The 1,109-nt window shown below is 62.8% G+C and carries 1 protein-coding gene and 1 pseudogene; both read right to left on the bottom strand.

The window, feature by feature from the left end; translation table 11 throughout:
• Nucleotides 1-193: pseudogene (locus QN345_RS19355) on the bottom strand (hypothetical protein); the annotation flags it as partial.
• 15 nt (nucleotides 194-208) lie between these two features.
• Nucleotides 209-904, bottom strand: a complete 696-nt coding sequence (locus tag QN345_RS19350; protein ID WP_323504902.1) for an alpha/beta hydrolase — start codon at nucleotides 902-904, stop codon at nucleotides 209-211.
• Nucleotides 905-1,109 lie beyond the last annotated feature (205 nt).

Here is a 1,109-nt window from a genome sequence, read left to right as displayed (position 1 = left end):
CGTTAGTTCGTTGTAGAAGTCTGCTGAGGGATTCGAGGATCTGTTCGGCGGGCTTGGTCCAGATGAATGACTTCGGGTTCTCGTTCCAACCCTTGACCCATTTGCGGATGTCGGATTCGAGGGCTTGAAGGTTTTGCCGAGGCGTCCCGGACACACGCGGGCCCGGTGGTTGAACGTTGTCTGGCGGCATCACATGGCTACGGTTCAGCTATTCAGCTGACTCGAGCCATGTGTCTACGGCGTCTCGTGCGGCGGCGGGCCGTTCATGGAACAGGAAGTGGCCGGCGCCCTCGATGATGGTGAATGTGGCTGCGGGCATTGCGGCGGTTGTCTCTGCGGCGGCGGCGAGGGGGATGAGGCGATCTGCAGCCCCATGGATGATCGCCGTGGGACACGTTATCGACGGCAGCATCGAGCGGAGGTCAGAGCGCTGAACGACAGCACGCTGTTGGCGCAGGAAGGCGCCCGGGCCAACTGGCGCTGTCATGGCCCGCCATGTGGCCAGCAGCGCCTGGTCAGACTCGTTGTTGGCTGCGACGACGCCGGGGAAGGCGGCGTCGACGAGGGCGTCGAAATGCCCGTCCTCGACGAGTGCGGATTGGCTGGACCGCGCCTTGACCTGCTCTGTGGTGTCGGCTCGGGCGGACGTGCTGACGAGGGCGAGGGCGGTGACTCGGTCGGGTGCTTGCCGGACGACTTCCAAGGCGACGTACCCTCCCATGCTGGTACCAAGAATGGCGAATTCTCCGGCGTTCTCGCGGAGAATCCGTTCAGCCATTGCCGCGATCGTGTCGTCATGGCGGGTATCGGCAATGGTGACCTGACCGTGGGACCAGACAGTGTCGATCACCGGCGCGTAAGCGAGGGGGGAGCAGAGCAGCGGCGGAACCAGGACGATCTTCATGAATCCATTCTCACCAGACCCACCGACAGTCAAGTCGAACGCCACCTCGTAACGTCCAGTTGGATGAGGCAAGCGTGAGTTCATTTGGCTTGTTCTGCCTGGATGGTTGAGGTTGGTGCGTCGATCCAGGCCGCGGCTGGGGAGGCGAGGAACTTTGGCTCGCCTCTGGTGCTGAAACGCTCGCGGTTCCCCTTACGGGTCAGTG

The sequence above is a fragment of the Cryobacterium sp. 10I1 genome, assembly GCF_035019805.1.
GTDB classification, from domain to species: Bacteria; Actinomycetota; Actinomycetes; order Actinomycetales; family Microbacteriaceae; genus Cryobacterium; species Cryobacterium glucosi.
Note: the sequence above shows the minus strand (reverse complement) of the source record. Positions and strands in the feature narration are given on the sequence as shown.